Origin of the sequence: Vibrio algarum, from assembly GCF_028204155.1 — a bacterium.
Taxonomy (GTDB): domain Bacteria; phylum Pseudomonadota; class Gammaproteobacteria; order Enterobacterales; family Vibrionaceae; genus Vibrio; species Vibrio algarum.
In genome coordinates this window covers 798,372-823,354 of record NZ_JAQLOI010000003.1, presented here as the reverse complement: position 1 = coordinate 823,354, position 24,983 = coordinate 798,372, and the positions used below count along the sequence as shown (strand labels likewise).

Here is a 24,983-nt window from a genome sequence, read left to right as displayed (position 1 = left end):
GGCCTTTATGTTTTAATTTAGTTTGGATTCGATAAACGACAAAATGTCTTGCATTACATTGTCATCTACTTTCTTTAGGTTTATAGCCAAATTGCTTCCCTTACGGGTATATGACGCTTTACCTTTGATTAGCTCTTTTTTTGTTATTGGCTCTGGCTTTTTAGGCACAAGTTCTTCTATCCAACTTTCAATATGTTCAGTAACATCTTTCGTAAGACGCGCGACGCCTTGAGCCTCACTTCTCTGCCACATGAAACCTTCTTTTGATTTGCACTTTTGCAGTAATACCACGCGACCATCATCGTCCAATTCGTTGAACTGTTTATGTAACTTAACAATGGTTGGGCGGCCTAATTCACTAACGTTAGGGTAGGCTTGCAATAACTCTAATGGCAAAGAAGCAGCCTTGAGCGCTCCACTTACCAATGCCTCACTACATTGAAAGATTTGAGCCAATGCTTTTTGATCGCTTGCTTCTCCATTTTCTAACTTGTTTAGCATCTCCTTACCACGTTCATAAAGAGAAAGTGGCTTGTGTGCATTAGCAACGTCAGAAAGAAACTTAGCGTGTTCGGGACCAATCTGTTCCGCAACGTAAATCAGGAAGTTTTTTTCGCTAAAATACATGACATACGACGACGGCTTCCATCCAACACTTCTATTTTACCGTCATTTGTCCTGCGCCCGACAGCCGGATATTGTTGACCACGCTCTTTTAATGTAACAAGTACATCCGACAGCGCATGTTCATTTAAGAAAGACTGCTCACGGGCATTTTTAGCAAATACTGTGGTTTCAGTTTCAATATCATCTGAAGGAATCTGAACAAGTTCAAATTCAACAACCTCTTGGCCAGCAACACTTAGTTCAATAGTTTGGGCTTTCTCTTTTGCCGCTGTCTGTGCTTCTTGAGGAGTTGTCGCGCGGCGCTTGTTGGCTTTACCAAATAATTTCGCGTTTAACTCAGAAGTTTTTATTGCCATCGTTGATTACTCCTGATTAAGTGAATTCCAGTTACTATGTAGTACACGCTCTAACTCTAGTGCTGCTTTTTGTATCGAATCTTGAGCTGTGTGTAATGTTTTTTTACCACCTTCAAAATCACCAACTGTAAGGTCGAATACCGTACTGTAGGTATCTGCACAAGTTTCAAATGCACGACTTCTAGGAATAGTAGCCATCATTACTTGATCATTCAGCAAGTAATTCATTTCCGTCAATACTGATACTTGTTTTTTGTTGTCATCCTCAAACATAGTCGGCATCAATCTGACAAACTCTAAGCCCTTCCAATCTTCAGGAAACATTTCGTACACTGTCGGTAGGTGTTGAAAAAAATTGACCGTCGAGGCCCAATCTAAACGCTTAGCTGCGCAAGGAATTAATAACGCGTTGGACGCATACATTGCATTCCAAACTAACGGGTCGACATGGGGCCCTGTATCAATCATTATAATGTCGAAATCGTCAGAAATCGGATCAATAAGCTTTTCTTTAAGTAAGCAAACAATGTCCAATGATTGATTCTGCGATAAGTGTTGCCAAGCCTCAGCATTGAACATCGCATCTTCTGGAAAGGCAGAAATTGTTTTTAAATTTGGGTATTGCGTAGGAAGTAAAACGTTCTTATTTAGAAATTCTCTATCTACAACAGTCCCGTCAGGCACATTATCGAGCATGATATCTACAGCAGAATATATGTTATCGTGATCCTCCGTGCTTATTTGAGGATTAAGAAACAGGCGTAATGACCCTTGAGGGTCAAGATCTATCAAACAAATTCTGTATCTCTTATCTAAATTTAACCCAAGACAAGCAGCAAGATGTACGGCAGTCATAGACTTACCAGTACCGCCTTTTTGGTTCTGTACATTGATTACCCAAGGTTTGTTATTGATGCTAGGTTTAGTTGCGCGAGGCAATTTTCGCTCATGGAACTTAGGTACACCTGCAGCGTCCATCAGCATGTGCGCTTCCACTAACGAAATAGAATAATGATTGGCATTATTCTTAGTGAACTGATGACCTTCCGCCTCTAATTTATTAATAGCATCATCTAACTTTCTTCGTGTTAACCCAGATCGAGTCTCCATAAGTGCTTTAGACATAGGGGGAAATGTTCGTCACTTCTTTCTTCCAGAACAATCTCTATTCGATCAGCTTGAACTTGCTTAGTCTGTTCAGCCAACCTATACAGGTCTTCAATTGTTTCTTCTCGTTTCATCAGCAATAATCCATACAAAATGGTTTGTCATTATTGTACATAAAAAATGATGATAAACAATAAATAGCTGAACATTCATTTTAGAGTGATATCACAATTATTAACCAGACATACTCTATTAAGCAGTAAAAATAGAATTATCAAGTCCACATTCACCAAATATTTGTTACTCAAACCAGCTAAGAATAAAAGTGTTACCGCGTCACTCATTTACAGTGTAAAAAAACAAAAATATCGGAACGATATAATAACGCCACTAACTTACGGTTCGTGTAAATTCGAATAACTCAACGAAATAATACAACTGCAAGTACTATTATTCACACGGAACGATGATCAGGGATTTAGCTTGATCATTGTTCCTAATAAAAAATGGGGTTAGGAAGAATGATCAAGGGTAAATTAGACCCAATTAATCATCGTATAAACCATAAATATCGCGATCCAACACCGGATCAATGATCAAGTAAGTAAAAACACCGGAACTATATAATACTCTCTGTAAATTACGGGAAATGCTTATTCAATATAGAGTCAAACCAAAGCGACCTTACTTACAACCGACAAGCAATGATAAATTGGAAGAAATTTCCCCCTTGATCATCGTTTCGTAAATACAAATAGAAAAGCCCAATACACATATCTCACCTATTTATTAAGATTGGAAAATACTTTGTAGAAATTACAACCGTTAATGACATTAAACCATCCTTGATCATGCTTCTGAAAGGTTACTTAGCAAATTTTGCACCCGATAAAATTCATATTCAGCTAATATGACTCTAGTTCTGTGGATAACCTGTACAAGAATCATGATCATATTTCCGCTCACTTAATGATCATTGATTCGTTACTTCAATGATCATCGTTTCCAACTTCTTTGATCATTGTTCAATAGATTTGTTGATCATCGATCTGAATGCCCCTTGATCATGCTTCTAAGCTGTGAGAAATTAACAAGCTATTTAACAATAACTTACACCTAAAAACCCATTCAGATCATTAGATCACTTAATCAATATAGATCACTTTAATCACTAAGATCAGTTATTTAAATAAGCATAAATATTTCTTTCTTTATGATCTATTTTTCATTATTCTTTTGGAACGATAGTAATATTACGGATGATGATTAGTGAACCCTAAAGTTAAACCCGATGACAAGTTACTCATAAAATTGCCAAGGACTCATAAAGATGGGCATTTGTTTGCAGTATCAGAGCTCGCCGTTGATTGGATCGAACAATATCAACACTTCAAAGGGGTGACTAAAAGTATAGTAGAATTACTTAATTTAATTTCTTTACGCAGTTTTGCTAGCAAAGATGGCTATGTTTCAACAACTGAGATCGTTGAAGCGACGGATAGACATTTAACTAGGGCCGCAATACAACAACGATTAAGAGCAGCGGTCAATATAGGGTTATTCCAACAAATTCCAGTCAGATTTGAAGAAGGTTTAGCCGGTAAAACTATGCTTCATATATTTGTTAATCCAAGTCAACTAGTATCGGTATTAGGTGCAACTAGCCTGATGACTGAGAGTACCAAACAAACTGAAAAACAAAAAAGATCAAAGGCGTTAGCTCAAACTCAAGTAAATAAACGTTTACTTACCGAATATGGGCTACAAACTCCACCAGGGCTTAAGGATGAAGCTGATCAATTTGTCGTTTCTCCTGCCAATTGGGCAGGTATCATAGATCAAGCTCTAGCCCCACCAAGAACTAGAAAAAACTACCAAAAATCTATGGTTTCAATTTCAGGATCTAGAGCTATCATTGAAACAAGATCGTCCAAAAACATTATGACTGTTGATGATCTAATGACATTATTCGCGTTATTTACTCTAACGGTGCAATACCATGAGCATCATCAAGAAGAGTATCAAATTAATATTAAGCAAGCGCCAAATAAAACACCTTTATATATTACAGATATCTTATCTATGCGAGGCAAGAAAGACAGTGGTCCTGCGCGTGATTCAATTCGAGAGAGTATAGATAGAATTGAGTATACAGACTTTCAGCTCCATGAGTTGGCAGGTCGCTGGCTAAGTGAAAACATGCCCGAAGGTTTTAAAAGTGATAGATTCCGGTTTTTAGCTCGAACTATTACAGCATCGGAAGAAGCCCCATCAGAGAATGCGGCGGGTGAAATCAAAATAAAACCCAATCTCTACATACTAGTTTGGGAGCCTTCTTTTTATGAAGAACTTCTAACAAAAGACTACTTCTTTTTGTTCCCACCAGAAATTCTTAAGCAACATACATTGGTTTTCCAATTGTACTCATATTTTCGTAGTCGTATGTCTAGAAGATATACCGATAGTATGCTTCTAAGTGATTTAAACCAAAAGCTTGCACGAAATATTGAATGGAGACGTTTTTCATCAGAGCTCATTAGAGAGTTAAAAAAATTATCTGATGAACCCATTCTAGAAACATACTTCACTGTTAATTTATGGGGTTACCATTTAACAATCTCAATGTTAGAAGCCAAAGGCAAGATTTCAGATTATCAGGTAGATATCAAATGTGATGTGGAAGAAGTGTTACGTTTTTCTCGCGCGCGAACGACGAATGCCGGAAAAAGAAATATGGCTCCGACTCTTCCTAATCCGCTAAGAAACGAGATGGTATCTAAACAAAAACTTGAAGAGTTATCTGAAATAATAGATGGAGAATTTGAGCCAATTCAACGTAAAGAGCGACAACCGAGAGGTAAATTGGGCCGTAGAGTTAAATTACGGAAACACCTTGTAGAGGTTAACGCTGACGAGTTGACTATTACTTTATCTAAATATACCTCACCAGAGGCCCTAGAACGCAGCATCACAGCGCTTTCTGCCATGACAGGGCATTCTCCTTCCTCAATAAAAGATGAGTGTGAGGAGCTTATAGCAAAGCTTGATTGGCTTCGAGTCGCTGATAATATCGTAAGCTATCAAGTGTTAAGTAAGACCATTGAGTTATATAACTCTCAATCATCTTCTAAACACCTTTCGATCGAAAAGCTTATTTCAGCTTTAGCGGTGCGAAAAAAAGTGTGTAAATCGGTTTATGACGGACATATTGATGAAGAAGTATTTAGAACTTTAGATGATGTTGCCATTGGTATTTGATTTACTTCGGACACAAGATTTACGTTTTTCTGACATTAAAAGCTGTCGGTTAGTTATAGTTAAAAACGAATAGACAACCTTTTATCATTTCTAATGAAATCGATAGATATGGCTCATATTGTTACATTCATTTTGAATTTTTAGCGAGTTGCGAAACTCGCTATTTTTTTGTCCTAAATTCAACGAAAGCTGTTCAAACGACTATAATTTCCTTGATCATCGTTCCGCAATTTTTGCTCTTTGTTAGTGATTGATAGCACTTTTTAATCGTTCACACGATTCATTAGATGCCTAGCCTAGAAAATCGACTATAATTTTATGCAGGTAGTGTAAGAGATTGGATATAAGACTCACGGGGATCGAGGATCAGATCTGGAAAGAGTTTTTAGTGCGATTCTCAAAAGTAAATGCAAAAAATCAGATAATCAAAGCCCTAATGATAGAAATATAATTTTGTTTAAAGAACTCTGTAGTAGTTCACATTCTGAGATTGTTTTACTTAACAATGATTATAGCGTTTGCTACATAAGGTGTGTCCCCGGACATGGTTTTAATCGGAGGTATTTATGTCTATTAATTCTATTGATCATGATGAAATGGCAAACATAGCATCCAATTGGGACTTCAAGGAAGAAGATGCCAAGCAATCAAAAAAACAGATTAAATCAGCTGAAGCTCGTCGTCGTATTGAAGCGATGCGCGAAATTCGAGAAAGCGGTTTAACATTGGAAGAAGCTGAGGAACTAGGATTACTCCATTGATTGTATCTTGAATGCAAATTTACAAGGGCGGCGTGATTGCCGCCCCTGATTTAACAGAATGCCAGAATCTTTTTGTATAAAAGAGATGTGTTTTTTATATTTATGCGTTTCATTAATCTTGAGTATTCACTCGTTTCCTCTCCCTGTGATATATTGCAGCACCACAAAATAAACTCTACTGAGATTCATCATGCCAGTTAATTTATCTTTGCTCCCCGTGGAAGAAAAAAATAAGATAGAGATTGATAAACAAGCGTCGTATTTGGTTTGGCAATTAAAGCAGGCTAAAATAGGCCCTAATGAGATGTTCACGCAAAGAGAAAAGCTCAAAAAAGAAGCTGAAAAAGAATGGTTTGAGCAATCAGTAGCAAAATACAAAAGAGTTATGGGAGTGGCATAACCCTCCAGCTCTATAGCAAATTGAATTCACATTTTGCTAAAATTCGTCAAATAAATTGAAGCAGAGAGAAGATCCCAATGGGAAGAAGTTTTGAAGTGCGCAAGGCGTCAATGGCAAAAACACAAGGCGCGAAAATAAAAGTTTATTCCAAGTATGGTAAAGAGATATACATGTGCGCCAAAAATGGCGGTGGAGATCCAGACATGAATCTCTCGCTAAAGCACTTGATCGCAAAAGCAAAGAAAGATCAGGTACCAGCCCATGTCATTGATAAAGCGATCGATAAAGCAACAGGTGGCGGTGGTGAAGATTATCAACCAGCTCGTTATGAAGGGTTCGCACCTGGTGGTGCAAGCGTCATTGTTGACTGCCTTACCGATAATGGAAACCGTACTTTTCAAGATGTACGCCAGTGTTTTGTTAAAACGGGTGCAAAAATTGGTAGTCCAGGTACAACATCACATATGTTTGACCACCAAGCGGTATTCCAGTTTAACGGTGATGACGAAGACGCGATATTAGAAGCGCTGATGATGCAAGATGTTGACGTAACGGATATCGAACTTGAAGATGGTGTTGTAACTGTATTCGCACCTCATACAGAATTTTTTAAAGTAAAAACGGCTCTCAATAATGAGTTTGCTGATTTAGTGCTTGATGTAGAAGAAATTACTTTCGTACCTCAAACAATGACGCCAGTGACCGGAGAAGATGCTGTTAAGTTCCAAAAGTTTTTGGATATGCTTGACGATTCTGATGATGTGCAACAAGTTTATCACAATGCTGAGTTAGACGCAGAATAATACCTAACCTAGAAAACCAACGTATTAATTAGCCGGGTGATTATCACCCGGTTTTTTTTGCCAAAATTAGAAAATTTTCCTTGATCATGCGTCCGAGTATCAACATGCAGTGCTTTCTAACTGATTGAATAGTTGTAGATAAACGGTAAATAATATTTCACTTTCTTTTTAAAATACCCATAGATAAAAGGTGAATGTTTGTTGTGTGTTTGTTAACGTGTTTACTATCCGCTTGGTAAAAAATAAGGGAATAATATGAAGGTTAGTTTTATTGGCTTAGGTGTTATGGGCTTTCCTATGGCAGGACATCTTCAAAAATCAGGGCTAGATGTTACTGTTTACAACCGAACAACAGAAAAAGCTCGTCTTTGGGCCTCGCAATACGGTGGAAACGTTGGTGTAACGGTTGCTGAGTGCGCGAAAGGTGCTGACGTGGTGATAAGTTGCGTTGGAAATGACGACGACGTGAGAAGTGTCATCACGAGTAATGATGGTGCTATCTCTGTAATGAAACCTGGAGCCATTTTAGTTGATCACACAACAACGTCTGCGAAGTTAGCTAATGAGCTCCTAGAAGCTTGTCAGGCCGCCGGAGTTGCATTTATGGATGCTCCTGTATCTGGTGGGCAAGCAGGTGCTGAGAATGGGGTTTTGACCATCATGTGTGGGGGAGATAAAGCGCTTTTCGATATGTTACAGCCGATATTTACTGCCTACGGAAAATCTTCTGTTTTGATGGGGGAGGTTGGGCAAGGGCAACGTGCAAAAATGGTGAATCAGATTTGTATTGCTGGAGCACTTAATGGTCTTTCTGAAGGGCTGTTACTTGCAGAAAAAGCCGGTTTGGATATTCCGACATTGGTTGATTGTTTAAAAAATGGTGCAGCAGGATCTTGGCAGATGGAAAATCGTGCAACGACCATGGCCCAGCGTTCATTTGATTTTGGTTTCGCAATAGATTGGATGATCAAGGATCTCGGTTTCTGTTTAGATGAAGCGCAAACGCAAGGAATAACACTTCCGTTAACCAGTAAAGTCGTGGATCAGTATAAAGAACTGTCTGAACAAGGTTTGGGTAGAATGGATACGTCCGTAATAATCGAGGCGGTAGAAAAAGAAGCCAATTAGCTTTATCTAGTTATCATAGAGCACTGACTCGTTATTTTATAAGCATAAAAAAAGAGCCAAGAAGGCTCTTTTTTTATGCTTATAAAACGGATTTACACTGTAAACAATTAAACCGTGAAGCGACCAACCAAACTTGAAAGCTCGCTGGCTTTTCCATTAAGGTGACGACTACCGTTCTGGTTTTCGTTGGCAAGTTGTGCTGACTCATGGCTTTTATCCGAAATAACAACCACTCGTTCGGATATCTCATGACCAACTTGACTCTGTTCCTCTGTTGCGGTCGCAATTAAAGAGTTCATATCCATAATGACATTGATAGAATCCTGAATTTTGCTGAGTGCATTACTCGCAGCGTTCGCTTCTTCTACCGTGACCACACTTTTAGCTCTGCTTTTGTCCATGGTTAGAACTGCAGCATCTGAAGCTGCTTTAAGTTGATTGATCATTTGATGAATTTCGAGGGTACTCTCTTGAGTTCGACTTGCGAGTTTGCGTACTTCATCTGCTACGACAGCAAAACCTCGGCCTTGTTCACCTGCCCGAGCGGCTTCGATCGCTGCGTTCAAAGCGAGTAGGTTGGTTTGCTCAGCTATACCTTGAATCACTTCTAATGAGGTTGCGATGTTTTGAACGTCGCTTTCGAGTTCAGATACGACTTCGTTTGCTTGCTCAACATCTTTCGCTAGGTCTTCTACAGATTGAGCTGCTGAAACGACGATATCCATAGCTTCATGAGCACTGCTTTCAACGTCTTTGGCTGATGCAGCGGCTTGGACTGCATTACTCGATATTTCCGTTGCGGTTGTAGTCATTTCAGTCATTGCAGTTGCGACTTGCTCTGTTTCTTCTCTCTGCTGAGTGGCTAACGTGTCTACCCGAGTTGCACGGTTTGCCATGTCGTTAGTTTCATTGACAACTTCCCCACTCACCACGGTGACATTTTTTACTATTGATTGCAGGCTTTCGACGAATAAATTGAAATTACTTCCTAGTCGATTAAATTCTGGAACCTTGAATTCTGCCATACGAGCGGTGAGATCGGCGTCGCCACTAGCGAAGGATGCAATTGATTTATCAAAAACATTTAAAGGTCTTATGATACTTTGATTTACCGCGACAGCGAATATCCCAGCTAGGATCACGATAACAAAGGTTGCGATGCCTATGCCGAATACAGCGTCATCTACTAGCACATTAGAGTTGTCTTCCATCTCTATTAGTGTTTTTTCAATATCATCTATATAGAACCCTGTACCTATAACAAGATCCCATTGTGATTCATAGATAGAGTAGGCCAGTTTGGGAGAGGCTTGTTCTTCCCCTGGTTTAGGGAAGTAATAAGTAGTAAACCCGCCACCACTTTTTGCTTTTTTTACGATATCTTGAATTAATAGAAAATTGTTAACGTCTTTTAAATTCCAATAATTATTGCCGAGGCCGTTTGTACTTTGGCCTAACAATAATCGGTCACCCTTGCTGTTGTAACCAAAAATATACCCATTCTGTCCAAATTTGATTTTGGATAGTTCGTCTATCACTTCTTCAATGGAGGCATTTTTAGATTTGAGCGGGGATAAGGCAGTATCCACTATTTCCATAAAAGATTTGAGCTCAGAGTTTTTGTTCTCCATCATATAAATTCGAGATGAATCCATATGAGACTCATTGAGGTTAATAAGCTCTACACGGGTAAAGTACATCGTGCCAAGGGCAATAATTAGTAAAGGAAGGATTGCTAAAATGTACAGTCTAGTCTTTATAGTAATATTCATAATGATTAACTCAATGTCGACAGTTACTTACAGTTTTATTAATAATATTAATAATTGTAGTCAATATATTCGGGAGGGCACATCAATATAGTGATTACATACATATCGACTATAAGTTCAAAACCTTTAATCTTTTTTGATCTTGTGCAACCAATTGATTGATAGGATATTCTTTGTTGAAGAAAAAAAGAATGGATCAAGGTGGGAAATATTAATTCATTTTTTTGTGAGATAGTGGTAGAAAGAGCGTTGATTTTATATAGGTGCAGACAAATGAGCGTTAAAAAAGAGATTCAACAACTGAATAATCGTCTAGATAAATGTAAAAACAAATTGAGTGCAGCGGTTTCTAGACGAGATCAGCCAGTAATCGCTCAATTTGACAAAGAGATAGAGCAACTAAATAAAAAACTCAATCAGTTAAAACATAAAGAAAGTTATGATCTAAACAAAGAACGTAAGATCTTACTTGATATGCCATTTCAACGTGAATTGTCTAAAGAAGAGCAAGCTGACTTAGGTCAACTCAAAAAGAAGGTTAAAGGGATAGTTGTTGTACATCCTTTGACAAAAATTGGTAAAGAGCTGAGACTCGAAGTGGTTACTGGGTTTGCACCTAAGGAGTTTTAGTTTTTTACAACTTAAACTATAAAAAGGAGCGCTCTAAGCGCTTCTTTTTAGTTGAATTAAAACAAAACGTATTTTTTGCTGGGTTATGCTTTTTGTTACGAATAAGAAAGAAAAATCACCAAATAACTATATTGCCTTGGTACTGCTTTAATGGGCTTTGATGCCAAATTTTCTTAAAGAATGAGCAAGTAGTTGATCCAATTTTTCAATTTCATCGCTTTCGATCTCTATTAAATTGAAACCATGATCAACATAAACACGGCGTTTGGCCTGTTTTGTCACTGTATCGACTGGTCCAGCATCACTTCCCCAAAATTGAATGTATACCTTGCCACTAGGAAGGTAAAAGTTGCTGTAGACTTCTTCTTCTATTGGAAGTTTACGCTCATACGCGTGGACTAGCCCAGCCATGTATAGCCAATTATCAATAATCAGTTCTCCTTTAGAGCGAACGTAGTGTCCATCAGAGGTACGATGTTTCGCGTCAAATTTTTGCTTGAAGCTTGAAAATGATTTATCTGTTGAAAGGGAATCAGCATCTGTACCTAAAAACTCTTGAATGGAATTTTTAAAATTGCGGTTTTTCAGTACGATACTGTGCCATAAGGTATACAAACTACGATTATTTTTATCTTCGCGTTGCTCTCCGCCTGCTTTTAATCCAAGTTCTGATAGTTGCCAACCGTTAGATACTTTATCTATCCAACCAAGTTCGTTCAAAATTTGGTTAATTTTCTTGGCATTTAATCCAACTTTGTCGCCAATTTGAGTGGCGGTAAATCGCGTTTTATTGCTTAAGGTTTTATCAACAACTAAATTGTTAGGCCAGACAATAAATTGGCCATATTCTGAGTGTGTAACGTATTCACCACCATAGCTGATACCTAAATTAGTTAAGACCCATTTGTTATCGTGTCTTACGATGTATCCATACTGATTTAACTCAGAAAACAGCACTTTTGAATCTACGTCATTCTTTTTGGCTAAGTTGGTCGTTGAGAGCTTCTCTTGCATAATAAATCTTTCCTAAAGAATCGCTGGGCATACGGGCTGCATGTTCTAAAACCTAACACAATTTTATAACGTTATGAATTAACTTACCTTCTGTTCGCTATACTAAGTATTTTGTTAAAAAAAGCATACTTATTGGAAAACTATTCAACTGCTACCCATACTTATTGTGTGTATTGTATTTTAAATAGGGCGTTTATTATGAAAAATGAACTGGATCCTAGCAGAGTATTACGTGCTTACGAAATGGTGATGGAAAATGGTACTCCGACTGAGTTCGGAAAAATTTATGAGGGTCTAGAGGCATATTCAGATTACGATGGTTATAACGTATTCATACGCGGCAATGGGGTTGAACTCAAGGTGGGTTTTCATAATACCTACCACCTAGAATATGATCAGGAACATTTAAGAGATAGCTTTTTGAAAAAAGTAGCGACGCTAAGCAAATAAAAACTTAGGTAGTAAGCGCTTCCTTACTACCTAAACCCTTTGTTTTAAAAACTGGATTGATTGATTAACAAGTGTAAAGCGATACTTACCGCATATCCCACAGCGATTACAGGCGTCCATTTTAAGTGACCAAAAAAGGTGTATTTTCCGTGAGCAGCTCCCATTAAAGCTACGCCTGCAGCGGAGCCTATTGATAGTAAACTGCCACCAACACCCGCTGTAAGTGTAACTAGCAACCAGTTTCCTAACGACATTTCGGGTTCCATAGTCAGAACCGCGAACATAACTGGAATGTTATCAACTACAGCTGAAAGAACCCCAACCGCCACGTTGGCCCAGATAGGATCCCATTGTGTATACATGATTTCTGAGACTACCCCCAAATAGCCGAGTAAACTCAATCCTCCAACGCACATGACTACCCCATAAAAGAATAAAAGTGTGTCCCACTCCGCATGTGAAACGCGCCTGAAGACATCAAATGGAATGATTGAGCCTAACCTTTTCAGTGCAGCTTCATCATGTGCTGCAACCGCTTTTGCTCTTTTTCGGGCAATTGAAGCCGGTAGTGTTTTGCGTAGGAAAAAACCAAAAAATTGTAAATACGCTAGGCCCATCATCATGCCTATGACTGGGGGAAAGTGGAGGAATCCATGAAATGCGACAGCAGTTAATATAGTGAGTAAGAATAAACCCACAATTCGCTTTGCACCCCGCTTCAATTCGACGTACTCATGAATGGATTCAGGTTGCTCTTTTGGGACAAAAAATGACATAACTACCGCAGGAACTAAATAGTTTGCAACGGAAGGTATGAACAGTACTAAAAACTGCGAGAATGAGACTTGTCCCGTCTGCCAGACCATTAACGTTGTGATGTCACCGAATGGGCTAAACGCGCCTCCTGCGTTTGCGGCTATCACAATATTTATGCAAGCGATATTAATAAACTTAGTGTTATTGCCCCCCACCTTCATCACTACAGCACACATTAATAGAGCCGTTGTTAAATTATCCGCAATAGGAGAGATGAAAAATGACAGGATACCGGTAAGCCAGAAAAGCGTTCTCAGATTAAAGCCTTTCCCTACCATCCATGATCTCAGTACGTCAAATAGTCGCCTTTCTTCCATAGCACTGATGTAGGTCATTGCCACCAACAAAAATAGCAGCAGTTCTGCATATTCTAACAAGTTATGCTCTATAGCTTGTTGGGCTACCTCTATTTGGCCTTGCTGTTGGTATACATAACCAATCATTATCCAGATTAAACCTGCAGCTAATAGCACTGGTTTAGACTTTCTCAGTTGCAGGTATTCCTCAGCCATCACAAGGCTGTAAGCTAAGGCAAATATAATCAAGGAGGCATAACCTATTGTCGATGTAGTTAAGCCCTCAATAACAAGCCCTGTTGATTCTGATGCGCTGGCTGAAAGTGAAATGACATAAAAGAAAATAAAAAGTGATATTGGCTTTAGTTTCATAAGGCTAACGGACTCCACCATAAAAAATATTAATTTTAGTTTAGACAATGAAATAGAATCTTCTGGAGATAATCTGCTAACTTGCAGGAATAAAAAGAAATAGTTTCTGATTAATGGTGCAATTTGTGATGTTAATCCCTTCGTTTATTAGTCATGTGTCTTTGGAATAGCCTCAATACTAGATGGGAATGATTCACATTTTGAATGAAAGGTGGTAATACATTCTTTAAGAAGCCAAATACTAACGTTACAATACCAACATTGTATACGGTTCAAATTACAGTCAGACTCGATTTTGCAAGAGAGCGCCATTGACTCCATAACGTAGAAAGGAAAGGCCGATAAGAATGAAGTACCTATCAGATTTCCGTATTCCGGCGTTTGCACTTATATCGGCGATTAGCCTTGCTACTATTCTAGTGACAGAATTTCTACAAAATCACCTTCTTGAGTCTCAAAACGATAAATTGAAAAATGAAGCTCAACAAGATCTCGCGGTGATTCGCTCTAATCTAGAAGCTCAAATTTATTCTGATATCTACTATGCCAATAGTCTCGCGACGTTAGTAAGTGTTAACCCCGACTCGACTGCTTTGCAGTGGAAGTTGATCGCTGAAAAACTGTTTAGTAAGTCAAAAAACTTGAGAAACATAGGGATTGCCCCAAATGACATTATTGAGTTTGTCTATCCACTAAAGGGGAACGAACAAGCATTAGGGCTGGATTTTAGAACGGTTCCTAATCAGTGGAGAACAATTCAGTTATCTCGAGAGAGTAAGTCGATATATCTAGATGGCCCAATTAAGTTAGTGCAGGGAGGACTAGGTCTTATTGCTCGGAATCCAATATTTATCGACCCGCCATATAATACAAAATACTGGGGAAGCTGTAGTGTAGTCCTCGATGTTAATAGTCTCTTTGCTAATTCTGGCGTTAGCCAAGTGGAGAAAAAATATCAATTTGCGATGCGAGGTGTGGATGCGAGTGGAAAGAGTGGTGAGGTATTTTATGGTGACTCAGCGGTTTTTGATAATGTTATCGCTTTTGATTCGGTTAATTTAATATCTGGCAGTTGGTATATGGCCGTATCTCGTGACGGTTTAAGTCAAACATTACCGTGGTATCAGTTATATTCAGCTAGATTAATAGGTTACCCCACACTTGTTATCATCATTATCTTATTTTCTGTAATCTATTATTTGTATCGAATTGCACATGCTAACTCACTACAGGACGAATTGACTAAGCTACCTAATCGTCGCTTTTTCATCCACTCCCTTGAGCAAAAGATGCAGGAGTCAAATGCCAAAGATAGGCGGTTTTCTTTATTGAACTTAGATTTGAATAATTTTAAATCGATCAATGATACATATGGGCATGCGGTGGGTGATGAGTTATTGATTTCTGTAGCTAAAACCGTCACAAACGTGATTAAAAATGAGGGGATTGTTGCTAGAGTTGGTGGTGATGAATTTTTGATACTTTTGTTTAACCTGACGGAAGGCGATCGCATTAAAAGAGTGATTCAGATATTGAAAACGGAATTGAGAAGAAGACCTATCAAAGCTGGAGAAGATACCATTACACCAGAGGCGAGTATCGGTTATACAATTAATCTTAATTCAGATTCTGATATTGATGAACTACTACATGCTGCCGATATCAACATGTATGCTGATAAACTAAGACAAAAAAAGAGCCATTTATAAGCTCTTTTAATAAGGTAGTTTCTGTCGTCTAACTGAGCTTAGATTGGCATAACTCTATTTTTACCCAAGCTCTTCGCTTTATAGAGCTGCTGATCAGCATTATCTATCAATGATATAGGGCTTTCGCCCTCTTCAAACTGAGCGACACCAAAAGAAGCAGAAATATTTTTAACTTGCTTACCAGAGCGTTTATCTTTAACGGTTATTTTTTCTATTGAGCGACGAACCGTTTCCGCAAATTGTCTGGCGATTCTAAGTGGTTTATTGGGTATAAGTAGAGCAAACTCTTCGCCACCATAGCGATAAGCTGCGATACCGTCTCTACAGCTAGACTGTAGACGCTTGGCAATAGCCTTAATGACCATATCTCCAAATACGTGCCCGTAGTCATCGTTTAAACTTTTAAAGCTATCAATATCAACTAAGACTAAACACAGAGGGTACGATTGTTCCGAAGAACAATAAGTAGAAATGTCTTTATCAAAAGCACCTCTGTTGAGTAGCCCTGAAAGACTATCGTGAAGGGCATCTCGTTGAACTTTTTCTAATTTTTCTCTCAGGTTAGATATTTCAGAGCTTGCCGTATTAAGCTGCTCATTGAAGTAGCTGGTAGATGATCGTATCGATTGCGCTTCACTGACGAAACTTCTAACGAGTGAAAGAAGTTCATCAAAGGTGACACCGCCATTTTCAACCTTTTCTAGGCTTGAAAAGCTTTTTTCGATCGATTTTTCAAATGAGCTCGTGTCAGCGAGGGTGTCCTTCATCGATAGAAATATTTCGTTAACTAGAATTTCTAAATTGGATCTTAGTTCGTGTATATCGGATTCTGTTTTACCAGCGATATACGTCCTGTAAAGATCTTCATTATGACTAGGAAGACATATACCGTACTCAGCGATGATCTCATCCAGTTCACTATTAAGCTGTGGTTGAGTTTTTTCGACATAGGTATACCACAGAGCATAGTTTGGTGGCGTCGTTGGTACCTGATGTTTGATCATTAAAGGTACTGCTGTTCTCAGTATTTCGGCCGCTTTTTGGAAGTCTTCTTTAGTCATTCGTTAACCAAACTAATTCGCAATAGTTATATTTGTTGTCGTTAGTCCTAATGTTAGCGAATTTATTCGATAGTTTCCTGTTTGATTACTAATAAATTCAAAAAAAGAGCAACAAATGAATGGCTGCTTTGCTACCTAAGCTATTTTGTTTACTCATTTTAGAGAATAGACATTATTTTTGAGCTCTCTTTTCGCAGTCATTAAGTAAAAACCGCTTTTATAAGCGGTTTTTAGTAATTAGGGTTTTGGAAAGAGGCTTAATGGTCTAGGTATAAATAGTTTTGCCAACTTTTCATGCGAATTAATATCTTACGCATGAGTGAAACATGTTCTAAGTGTTCTGAATAGACGGCTATTTCAGCAGCGCTACCAAGCGGCAGATTAAATTCAGATAGGTCGTCATGTATTTTCAGTTTAACCATCAATCGACCATTCGTACTTAAGGCGTTACTACCCAGTAATGAACCACGAGCCTGATATTGTCCCTCAGCTATGGCTGGTAACATTTCGACTACTTCACCTTGGAAAACTTTGCCCGGTAAGGCGCGAAAGATAAAATCTGCCTCATAGCCTGGTTTTAAACGTTGCGAAGCATTCTGTCTAAATGCACCTACATAATATTTTTCTTCTGAATGAACAAACGTCATTACAGGAGCCAATGGCAGTGGTACTGCCATCATTCCAGGTCTCAATGCCAGTTGTGACACATAACCATCTGTTGGGGCGTGTACGACGGTTTCGTCAAGTTTGAATTGAGACTGTTCTAATTCGGCTTTAGCCCTTGCTACGCTGGTATTCTCTCCATTGATTTGTGATTCAAAGGCAAGTTTTGTTTGGTTCTCGTTGGCTTTGGCGGCTAACAAGGCGGCTTCTGCGGCTAAATAGGACTGGCGACGAGTATCAACCTGTTGAGCGGTGAATGCTCCTTTCTTATAGCCAGCGTTGTACCTCTTGTATTCTCTATCGAGTTTGTCACGCTGTGCTTCAGCTTGAAGGCTTGATGCCTGGGCACCACGATAAATGGACTCAAGTTGCAATACGTTTTGTTCTGCTGCTGCTAATTGAGCGAGTTTGTTGATAACGTCAGCTTCAAAAGGGGTAGGGTCTATTTTGAAAAGAATATCCCCTTTTTTAAGTGGTTCATTTGGCTCAATGTTTACTTCGATAACCTTGCCTCGCACGCTTGGCACGATCGGTGTAGTGCTAAAGACTTGTCCACCCGTTGAGGTGTATGGGTGGTTGTAGTTCATTGCGAGAACAAGTGAGCCGACAATAACAACTCCGCCCAACACGGCGGTGGGAATAGTCCATTTATTCTTAGGGATATTGAATATCTTAAAAATCGCAATACAGAACGCGGTATAAGTCAGTATAAGTAGAGTTTCCATTAGTTTGGCTGCTCCTCATTCGTGTCCTGTTTTCCTTGAACAGCTGTCTCTATCGGTTGTTCAGCCTTGCTGCTGGAACGTTCATATTTTAACTGGCTGACTTCTTTTTGAAGTGTGGTGATTTGATCGGTTAATTGGTCTATTTTATGCTCCAGATCGTTTTGCTCTTCGGCAAGCTTGGTAAACCCCCAACCTCGATCATCTCTCCATAACGTTGCCCATATCCATAAAAATGGCCAAAGTACATGCAATGTAAATAAACTAACCCAACCCGAAACATGAATCGCATCTTGGTGTGGGTGGTTTCTCTTTTTAGCTATTTCGTAAGGTATATCGTGGATAACGATAACTCCGTAAAAAATTATCAGAACCACACATACCAGTATTATTAGTGCCACATACTCTAGCATTGGCTATTCCTTGTATTTGTTAATACTGTGCTATAGAAGTTATGTATTTGTTTATTTCATAGTCTAACAGAGAAAACAACAATAATTATAGTTATTATGGAAATGTTATGTGATATTGATGCTTGATTTAACTGAATAAAACAGGAAGTTCATTTGCAATATTTAGGAGAAATTGCGGCCATTTCTGCTGCATTGGCATGGGCGGTGGCAACGTGGGTCTATAGCCAATTTAGTCACAAATTTAGTGCCATGCAGATGAATATTGTCAAAGGTGTGGTGGCCTCAACAATGATGTTGTTTGTTCTTCCTACTTTGCCTCTACCTACTTTGGTATTGAGTCCTTCACATTTTTGGATTCTAGCTATTTCAGGGATTATAGGTATTGCGATAGGTGATAGCGCCTATTTTTCCGCTTTGAAACGAATTGGTGCTAACAAAACGCTCTTGCTGGAATCACTTGCGCCACCTTTATCTGGGATATTGGCTCTTTTAGTGCTTGGTAGTGCATTGAGTAGCCAGAGTTGGATAGGGGTGGTTGTGACCACTATTGCGGTTACGTATGTTGTGTTTCAACCCAATGATAATAGTCAGCCAAACTCATTGTCAGGTATTGGCTTTGGCTTACTTGCAAGTATCTGTCAGGCGACTGGTGTGGTTATTTCTCACTACGCATTGGTTGCTGGAGATGTCCCACCTTTACTTGGCGCGCTCATCCGCTTGAGTATTGGTGTTTTGGTTGTTTTTGCTGTGGTCGTTTTTATTGAGAAGCGACCAATTGCTTCCATGTGGAGTAAATTGAAACAACTTAAAAGCAAAGATAGAAGGTGGTTAGTACTGGCGATAATTGTTGGCACATTTTTGGCCTTATGGTTGCAACAGGTAGCACTAAAAAATGCTAATCCAGCCATTGCCCAAACCTTAATTGCCACAAGTCCGCTATTTATTTTGGTAATTTATGCTTGGAATGGTGAACCAATAACCAAGAAAAATGTTATTGGTACGATAGGGGCATTATTTGGAATATCGCTTTTCTTTTTGTGATGAAATGATGTGCTTAGTCTTCAATACAGACTTGGTTTCTGCCATTCGCTTTTGCTCGGTATAACGCTTTATCAGCTCGATAAAATGTTCTTTGAGTATTTTCGCCATCACGGTGAAGAGTAATCCCAATACTGACGGTTAACCCTCTTTCACCTAGAATTGAACTCCAACCATACGAGTAGATATGTTCGCGATAATGTTCCGCATGCATCTCTGCTCGCTCGATAGTGGATTGTTCTAAGATAACGAGAAACTCTTCGCCACCAAAACGGACACAAGAAGCTCCTTTAAACCTAAAGTGAGACTTAAGCTCAGCGGAAACACATACAATGGCTTTATCGCCAACTAAATGACTTAGTTCATCGTTGATTGATTTGAAATGGTCTATATCAATAACCAAAAATGCAAAGGATGTGTCGTGCAATAGTAAATCTTTAAGCTTTACGTCTAACCAACGGCGATTATGCAGCCCGGTTAAAGGATCGGTAAATACATCTTGTTGAAGTTTTGCAACCGCATCTTTTTGGCTTTCCGTGGTTTCTTTGAGTTCTTTGTTTTCTTGTTCTGACATGATGAGTTTTAACTGTAACTCAAAACGAGACAATCGACGTAGTTGATGAGAACCCAGTTCAGTAATGGGAATACTTTTGATTAAATCTGTCGATACTCGATAACCCATTTTCTCAAAAGTGAGTGCTTTTTGAAATTGACCTTGGTTACGAAAAACATGGCTCATCGAATCATAAAATTGTTGCAACAATAAAGGTGAGGAAGTTTGCTGTATTTTCTTCGTTGTACTTTTAAGAATAATACTTGCGTAGTCGGTCTTGCCTAATTCCGTTAGGTTGTGAGCTTGTTCGAGGCGTAGCATATTTGCTAACCAGTGAGATGTTGAACGATGGATCAAGTATTGTGCTTGGGCCAATTTTGCTAAAGCTTGATGGTGTTCTTTTCGTCGGCTAAGAAGTTTAGCCTGATAAAGAATGATCTGTCCGGCGAGATTCTTATCACTGACTAAAATACTGAGCTCTTCACACTCTTTTAGCAGGTCATTTGCTGTAGTAATACGATTGAGTGATATAAGGGTTGCGACCATATTGATTTTACAGCGCAGCCTTAATGAGCGACTACTTATAGCATGATCAATACTGTCAATTTTCTGATAATAGCGATAAGCCTTTGCGTGATCACCGTAAGCATCACAGAGATTACCCATTCCAAGAACGGCTATAGCATATTCATCGATCGAACTGTATTCGACGGCAAGAGAGGAAAGATCGACAAACTCCTTGAGCGCTTCATCATATAAACCCGCGTTAACAAGCCTTTCGCTCAAGCTGGTTTTTATTGTGATGATTTCTTCCACGTCGTTAGGGAGAGTTAAAAGATCTAACGCATTTTTCAGCTCTGATATACTTTGTCTGTGTTGATTGAGTAAGCTACGGTATTCAGCACTTATGAGGAAACAGTGTGCTTTTTCATTTTGAGATGACGCAACATGATTTCGAACGTGATCCCAGAAAATAATGGCCTCTTCTCCGGTAACAGAAGAAGGATCTAAACCAGCATCTGATACTTTACTGAGAAGTTTATCCATTTTGTTTATCCATTTGTTCTTGTTCTTGCTCTTCAAGTTGCTCTAACGTGAATGGGAAAGAGAGTATGTTGTGTAAGACGGCGACAGGTATGTGGCCCGTTAACCCACGTCGATCCCAAGGGTAGTCATTAAGAGTTTGAAGGATGAAGTGGAAAAGAGCTTCTGCTTGCTCTCCTTTTTCCGCCACTAACATACCGATTCTATCTTCACTTAATCGGGATATTAGGTCCTCTCGATTACATAAGCATTGAGCTAATTCAATACACACTTCAAGGTATGCGGAATCTTCATGCTGTATTAGAATCACAGCGTGAGTTGAGGCTTTTAATTCACTCTTAAACAAGACCATTTGTTCCCACCAATACGTTTCAGAAACTAAATTGGAATAGCCTCTTTCACCATGATGGAACTCTACCTGACGCCTAATTCTATTTATTAATTTTCGGGCGCGATTATCAAGTTGCCTTTTGGATGCTCGAGCTTTATCCATACCAAGTCGGTTGGTCTGATCTTTTAACAATTTGACAGAATATTGTCTATATTTTTGGAAGGACTCTAAGGCGTCTTGGAAGTCCCCTTGTTTTTCTGAAACCGCAGATTGCTGAAAGCAAATTTGAGCTAATAAATCACCGTCTTGGAATTTTTTTGCTGCTTTTTCTGCATTAGCTAATAATTGTTTGGCGTAACTGAGATCATTGCGAATAAGTTCGAGTCTAGCACGGTTAATGTAGGCTTGAGTTTGTAACCAGTAGAGATTATGTTTCATCGCAAGATCATAGGCTTTTAGCGTTGCTTCTTCTGCGTTTTTAACTCTTTCTAATCCAAGTAATGCTAATCCGCGATATTCCCAGATTTCGGCTTTCCAAGTTGCATTGCTATTATGCTTTAGTACTTCTTCTGCTGCATCGAGGACAGACAACATCTCGATATAATTGTTGAGTAGGTAAAAGTCTCTCGCGAGTAAAATTCTTGCTTTGCCTTCTAGCCAGTCTATGCGGGCATTATTTGCCACGTTAACGGCAAGTGAGTGTGTCGACATTGCCAATTTATGTTCATTGGTTACACGCCAAACATTGCCAAGGCCAATCAAGCTCTCTATCTCAATAATGGTTTCACCAACAAGCGCAGCTTGTTCTAATGCGTTAATCCAAAATTGCTGTGCGGAATAGTATTTGGCTTGGCCCCAGAACTGTAAAGCATGTACGTGTAAAATTTCAGGTAGGTATAGGTCGGTATCTAATCGGTTCAGTCTTGCGTGAGCGTCTTTAATTGCCTTTAAGCCCTGAGTGTAATCCATCAAGTACCAGTAGCATCGAGAAATGAGAATAGCGGTCTTGATACCCCCTTCAGGGTACAAAATATGATCAGCTCTTGCTAAGGACTGTTTTGCTAATTGCAAAACAACCTCTGGCTCTGCTTCAATACGTGAAGAGAGTTGTTCGATTTCATTTTCTAGAACGGCGTGAGCTTTATCCAAGGCTAAGTCCATGATGTTAATTACATAAACGTACTCATTATATGAATACTTTCTTACTAATCACTAATTAAAACATAATAAACGATTCGCATTTCTATAAAAATCAGCTCTAACTCACAATCTAGCAGTACGATTATAGAGTATACGAATAATTCGTTAGGATAGTAGCTGCTTTAAAGTCAGTGGATGATCAGTTAATCCAAGTCTTTGAGCTGGTGTCCTTCCATCTTTATCTTGGTAGCATAAATTATGCCATGCTCGGAATATATCTAACATAGGCAAAATACCCGCTGGTCTTAGTTTTCTACGCGGCTCGTTAATAAAGCTAGCAAAAAGTGTCTGGAATCGCTCCTGATAGAACTGAGTATTTCGTATACTGGCTCTTGGTAGCCAGTAATCAGTGGAAGGGTTATCTCCGGCTAAATAACAAATACCTTTGCTTGCGTTCTCTTGGAATGACATTGCCCATCTATCTTTCCACCAGCCCATATGAATGATATCAATTTTCTCAGGAACTTGGCTTGAATCCCAGTTTGGGTCCTCTTCTACATACATAAGGTCAACATTTTGACGTTTGATTCTTGGTAAACAAAGGGTCAAAGCTGCTGAACGAAGTACTGGGTCTTGAGGGAGATAAATCGACATGCGTTTTTCATTATTACACATTTCGAAAATCTGCATAAAATGCGCATATGAAGTATAAGGTGCACGAATTAGAGCTCCTTTAGAGGGATAGTCGAAATGTGTCATGTTACCCATAGGATCTTCGACATTTCCTCTCGCAAGAATTACCTGATATTTTTCATCAATACGTTCTCGTAAGTCGCGAGATTTTACTTTAATATCGATATTGGCCTCAGATAGATAATCTCGAGATACAAAACGAGCCGAAGCGCTATAGGGGTCATGATCAATCGGGCCGCTAGGTTCTTCGTCGGCTGAATAGTTAATGTGCTGAGAGAGAATGTAGCCAGACTGGGCTTCTCCGGTTGCAAACCACAATACAGCATTATTACTCTTTGGTTGCAGTGGCATAAAGTGTGAAGCTAGGTGGTAGTGCTCTTCATGATTGACCCAGCGGGCATCGAACATGGCAAGTTTACGACGACATCGACTCGCAATATGATCAACGTGGTCATAGAACGTTTTCGGGTTAATTTTCAGTTTTCGGCATACTTCTCTAACAGAGAAACTCATAAACAGAAGGGCAAGAAGGTTTTCTTGAAATTGAAGCTTGTTGTTAGCGCCGGACCATTTATCTACAAAGGTTGATTGGCACTCTTTACAGCGGTAACGTTGTCGATCGCCACTGTACCCAAAAGCGTGATAAAGGTTTTTATGGGTATGAACAGAAAGCCCAAAATTATTACATTCTTTGCTACGACAAGCCGGAAGCCCATCGCTATGAACTTGGCGTAGGCGTTTAAGTTCATTGAGAACTTCTTGATTGTTAAGTAAGGGGGAAAGCACCACACTCTCGACAAACCATCGTTGGACGCTTAGGGTTTACGTGCTGCAGAACATACCGCTCTGCATCACTCAATCCAAAGTTATCACACGCCAATGTTTTACAAAAGTTGAGCTGTAAACCATCTGCGCCCGTGGGTAGTTTGCCGTTTGACACGATCGCCCCCTCAGGAAATACTGCGGCTGTCAGTTAACACTGACAGCCAAAAAATTAAAGATTAATTGCTGTTTCTAGTGCAACTGTCATCATATCGTTAAAGGATTTTTGACGGTCTTCAGAGCTTAGCTTCTCTCCACGGATAATGTGGTCAGACACTGTAAGAATCGTAAGTGCTTTAGCGTTAAGATCTGCAGCAACGCCGTAGATTCCCGCTGCTTCCATATCTACACCTAAGATCCCTAACTTTTCCATTTTTTCGAAAATATCGGCTTCTGGTGTATAGAAGAGATCAGCAGAGAATACGTTTCCTACTTTTACAGGAACGTCTTGAATACGAGCTTGTTTAACGGCTTCTTCAAGTAGACCAAAATCAGCGATGGCTGCGAAATCGTGGTCGTTAAAACGGATTCGGTTTACTTTAGAATCTGTTGATGCACCCATACCAATCACAACGTCCATTAATTTTACGTCGTCACGAACTGCGCCACAGCTACCGACACGAATTACATTTTTCACACCGTATTCTGCAATCAGTTCATGTACATAGATGCAACAAGAAGGGATACCCATACCATGACCCATAACCGATACTTTTGTACCCTTATATGTGCCTGTGTAACCAAACATGTTGCGAACGTCACAAACCTGCTTTACATCATCTAAAAAAGTTTCAGCAATATATTTAGCGCGAAGTGGATCTCCTGGCATTAATACTGTTTCTGCAAAGTCACCTGGTTGAGCGTTAATATGCGGGGTTGCCATGTCGATTTCTCCGATTAAAGGGGTGAAAAATTAAATATTAAATTATCAATTACTAAATCTGTTGAAGAGATTTGTGTGTATGAAGTGAATGTTAGCGGCAAAAATGTGCGATAAGTGAGAT

At 39.2% G+C, this 24,983-nt stretch carries 18 protein-coding genes and 3 pseudogenes; 9 read left to right on the top strand and 12 right to left on the bottom strand.

Going from position 1 to position 24,983, the window contains the following annotated elements; all coding sequences use genetic code 11:
* Positions 1-12: 12 nt before the first annotated feature.
* Positions 13-983: pseudogene (locus PGX00_RS19110) on the bottom strand (ParB/RepB/Spo0J family partition protein).
* Between the two features lie 6 nt (positions 984-989).
* Positions 990-2,224: pseudogene (locus PGX00_RS19105) on the bottom strand (ParA family protein).
* A gap of 1,135 nt (positions 2,225-3,359) precedes the next feature.
* Here PGX00_RS19105 and PGX00_RS19100 point away from each other — a divergent pair.
* The 5 genes from PGX00_RS19100 to PGX00_RS19080 all read left to right on the top strand — a co-directional run bounded on the left by PGX00_RS19100 (position 3,360) and on the right by PGX00_RS19080 (position 8,440).
* On the top strand, positions 3,360-5,348 hold the full coding sequence (locus PGX00_RS19100; protein WP_272139549.1) for a replication initiator protein RctB domain-containing protein: 1,989 nt from the start codon (positions 3,360-3,362) through the stop codon (positions 5,346-5,348).
* A 566-nt stretch (positions 5,349-5,914) separates the two neighbouring features.
* Entirely contained in the window at positions 5,915-6,109 is a 195-nt protein-coding gene (locus PGX00_RS19095) for a PA3496 family putative envelope integrity protein (RefSeq protein ID WP_272139548.1), read from the top strand.
* A 190-nt stretch (positions 6,110-6,299) separates the two neighbouring features.
* Entirely contained in the window at positions 6,300-6,509 is a 210-nt protein-coding gene (locus PGX00_RS19090) for a DUF3283 family protein (protein WP_272139547.1), read from the top strand.
* Between the two features lie 77 nt (positions 6,510-6,586).
* Positions 6,587-7,312: a YebC/PmpR family DNA-binding transcriptional regulator gene (locus PGX00_RS19085; RefSeq protein ID WP_272139546.1), complete on the top strand. Its 726-nt coding sequence runs from the start codon at positions 6,587-6,589 to the stop codon at positions 7,310-7,312.
* Positions 7,313-7,567: 255 nt separating this feature from the next.
* On the top strand, positions 7,568-8,440 hold the full coding sequence (locus tag PGX00_RS19080; protein ID WP_272139545.1) for an NAD(P)-dependent oxidoreductase: 873 nt from the start codon (positions 7,568-7,570) through the stop codon (positions 8,438-8,440).
* 107 nt (positions 8,441-8,547) lie between these two features.
* Here PGX00_RS19080 and PGX00_RS19075 read toward each other — a convergent pair whose 3' ends face one another.
* A complete protein-coding gene (locus tag PGX00_RS19075; protein ID WP_272139544.1) occupies positions 8,548-10,212 on the bottom strand; it encodes a methyl-accepting chemotaxis protein in 1,665 nt (554 codons plus the stop codon).
* Positions 10,213-10,485: 273 nt separating this feature from the next.
* On the opposite strand from PGX00_RS19075, the gene PGX00_RS19070 reads away from it, so the two are divergent.
* Positions 10,486-10,842 carry a YibL family ribosome-associated protein gene (locus PGX00_RS19070; RefSeq protein WP_272139543.1) on the top strand — a complete coding sequence of 119 codons (357 nt, stop codon included), beginning with the start codon at positions 10,486-10,488 and terminating at the stop codon, positions 10,840-10,842.
* Between the two features lie 147 nt (positions 10,843-10,989).
* On the opposite strand, the gene PGX00_RS19065 is transcribed toward PGX00_RS19070, so the two are convergent.
* Complete coding sequence (locus PGX00_RS19065) at positions 10,990-11,856, bottom strand: glycerol kinase (RefSeq protein WP_272139542.1); 867 nt, start codon at positions 11,854-11,856, stop codon at positions 10,990-10,992.
* Between the two features lie 198 nt (positions 11,857-12,054).
* On the opposite strand from PGX00_RS19065, the gene PGX00_RS19060 reads away from it, so the two are divergent.
* Positions 12,055-12,306: a DUF3081 domain-containing protein gene (locus PGX00_RS19060; protein ID WP_272139541.1), complete on the top strand. Its 252-nt coding sequence runs from the start codon at positions 12,055-12,057 to the stop codon at positions 12,304-12,306.
* Between the two features lie 44 nt (positions 12,307-12,350).
* On the opposite strand, the gene nhaD is transcribed toward PGX00_RS19060, so the two are convergent.
* Positions 12,351-13,790, bottom strand: coding sequence for a sodium:proton antiporter NhaD (gene nhaD / locus PGX00_RS19055; protein WP_272139540.1), 1,440 nt, complete (start codon positions 13,788-13,790; stop codon positions 12,351-12,353).
* A gap of 347 nt (positions 13,791-14,137) precedes the next feature.
* Here nhaD and PGX00_RS19050 point away from each other — a divergent pair, with 347 nt between their 5' ends.
* Positions 14,138-15,499, top strand: coding sequence for a diguanylate cyclase domain-containing protein (locus PGX00_RS19050; RefSeq protein WP_272139539.1), 1,362 nt, complete (start codon positions 14,138-14,140; stop codon positions 15,497-15,499).
* Positions 15,500-15,537: 38 nt separating this feature from the next.
* On the opposite strand, the gene PGX00_RS19045 is transcribed toward PGX00_RS19050, so the two are convergent.
* The 3 genes from PGX00_RS19045 to PGX00_RS19035 all read right to left on the bottom strand — a co-directional run bounded on the left by PGX00_RS19045 (position 15,538) and on the right by PGX00_RS19035 (position 18,358).
* The gene (locus tag PGX00_RS19045) at positions 15,538-16,560 is read right to left on the bottom strand and encodes a GGDEF domain-containing protein (RefSeq protein WP_272139538.1); all 1,023 of its coding nucleotides are present in this window, start codon (positions 16,558-16,560) and stop codon (positions 15,538-15,540) included.
* 257 nt (positions 16,561-16,817) lie between these two features.
* The gene (locus PGX00_RS19040) at positions 16,818-17,948 is read right to left on the bottom strand and encodes an HlyD family secretion protein (protein WP_272139537.1); all 1,131 of its coding nucleotides are present in this window, start codon (positions 17,946-17,948) and stop codon (positions 16,818-16,820) included.
* Positions 17,948-18,358, bottom strand: coding sequence for a DUF3302 domain-containing protein (locus PGX00_RS19035; RefSeq protein ID WP_272139536.1), 411 nt, complete (start codon positions 18,356-18,358; stop codon positions 17,948-17,950). Before PGX00_RS19035 ends, PGX00_RS19040 begins: the two co-directional genes overlap by 1 nt.
* Before the next feature lie 153 nt (positions 18,359-18,511).
* On the opposite strand from PGX00_RS19035, the gene PGX00_RS19030 reads away from it, so the two are divergent.
* A complete protein-coding gene (locus PGX00_RS19030) occupies positions 18,512-19,399 on the top strand; it encodes a DMT family transporter (RefSeq protein WP_272139535.1) in 888 nt (295 codons plus the stop codon).
* 13 nt (positions 19,400-19,412) lie between these two features.
* Here PGX00_RS19030 and PGX00_RS19025 read toward each other — a convergent pair whose 3' ends face one another.
* From PGX00_RS19025 to deoD, 4 genes and pseudogenes are all read right to left on the bottom strand, one after another.
* Positions 19,413-20,996, bottom strand: a complete 1,584-nt coding sequence (locus tag PGX00_RS19025; protein ID WP_272139534.1) for a GGDEF domain-containing protein — start codon at positions 20,994-20,996, stop codon at positions 19,413-19,415.
* Complete coding sequence (locus PGX00_RS19020) at positions 20,989-22,473, bottom strand: hypothetical protein (protein ID WP_272139533.1); 1,485 nt, start codon at positions 22,471-22,473, stop codon at positions 20,989-20,991. The genes PGX00_RS19025 and PGX00_RS19020 overlap by 8 nt, the downstream gene beginning before the upstream one ends.
* 156 nt (positions 22,474-22,629) lie before the next feature.
* A pseudogene (locus PGX00_RS19015) lies at positions 22,630-24,097 on the bottom strand (transposase).
* 54 nt (positions 24,098-24,151) lie between these two features.
* Complete coding sequence (gene deoD, locus PGX00_RS19010; protein WP_272139532.1) at positions 24,152-24,862, bottom strand: purine-nucleoside phosphorylase; 711 nt, start codon at positions 24,860-24,862, stop codon at positions 24,152-24,154.
* Positions 24,863-24,983: the final 121 nt, after the last annotated feature.